Origin of the sequence: Pseudomonas sp. ANT_H4 (genome assembly GCF_008369295.1) — a bacterium.
Lineage (GTDB): Bacteria > Pseudomonadota > Gammaproteobacteria > Pseudomonadales > Pseudomonadaceae > Aquipseudomonas.
The window spans coordinates 1-1,304 of sequence record NZ_VOBG01000075.1 but is presented as its reverse complement, the minus strand read 5'-3'; the positions used below and the strand labels follow the sequence as shown (position 1 = coordinate 1,304).

1 protein-coding gene is annotated in these 1,304 nt (G+C 54.3%); it reads right to left on the bottom strand.

What is annotated here, in order from left to right; all coding sequences use genetic code 11:
- Nucleotides 1–22: 22 nt before the first annotated feature.
- A complete protein-coding gene (locus FQ182_RS29590) occupies nt 23–1,018 on the bottom strand; it encodes a transposase (RefSeq protein ID WP_149415363.1) in 996 nt (331 codons plus the stop codon).
- Nucleotides 1,019–1,304: the final 286 nt, after the last annotated feature.

Below are 1,304 nucleotides of genomic sequence, written 5' to 3'. Positions count from 1 at the left end.
CCTGTAGATACTCTGTTCACGGTCAAGCTTTCGCGAGATGTTTTTCGCTAAAAAGCTTGGCCGTATTAAATTCTTCTCCGGAACGCATGCACGCCCACAACCCAGTCAGGTATTTACGCATCACCGCGCCGATTGCCTGCATTTTTTTCTTGCCGCGAGCTACGAGAGCTTCGTAAAAAGCCTTCACATTCTCATCGCAGCGGATTGCCGTCATTGCCGGCATGAACATCGCTGCACGCAAATAAGCATTGCCACATTTGGACATTCGCCCTGGCCGATTCACGCTGGTACCTGACTGCGTCAACCTGACGTCCAGGCCTGCGTAGCGGCTTACCTGTGCCGATTTAAGCGTCACAGGCAGAGTCGTCAGCTCAGCCAGTGCGGCGATAGCCGAGGCCTCTCCTACGCCGGGTGCCGCCATCATGCAGCGAAACTGCAAACTCAGGCCCGGGCATTTGGCGATGGCATCACGTGCGGCTTTCTTCAAACGTTCAATCCGTGTGTCCAGCCCTGCAATCGCCTCTTTCTCATCCTCGATCAGCAGCTCCACACTCGTTTCTGTCGCTTGTAGCGCGTGCAATTCGTTTTTGGCTCGCGTTCGATGACCAATCAGACGATTGATATGACGTCCAATGGCACGCAACGTCATCTGATCGGCCGTAGGCGGTACCCAAAGTCTCGGCGCCATACGCTCGCCATATTCAGCCAGTAACTGAGCATCTATCTGGTCAGTCTTGCTGTTTTGCAGCATCAACTTGGCAAAATTGTGAAAACTTTTTGGGTTGATCACCGATACCGGTAAACCGGCGGCGTGCAACTCCAGCGCAAGATCCAGGTAATAGATGCCGGTGGCTTCCATAACCACGCTCAGTGGCTTGAGACCCAGCATCTTGGCCACGGCAGCCTTGCGCCCCTTGGGGGTGTGCTGAATCTCCCACTGGCCTGATGTTTTACCGTCCTGTCGCCATCCCATCGCAGACGTGCGGGCACTAATGTCTATGCCAACATGAATATTCATGCTTTTCACTTCCCTGACTTTCGGTAAGATTGCTCCCGGTTCCCCCGACCTCGAACTTCATGCCACTGCAACCTTGTAATGCGAAGTCCGACTTGTCGGCTTCTCGATACTCTTCGTGGTGGGCAATGAGGCGGGGGGGCCTCTCTACAGACAAGGTCAAGAGCAAATCCTGCCTTCAGGAGCGATCGGCCTCCCCCAGAAACGCACTTGCTGTTGTATGAGTCCTTGAGCGTAACCTCTCTCTTTGGACTCAGGGTCAACATACAAGGAGCGAGCTTGCTCGCGA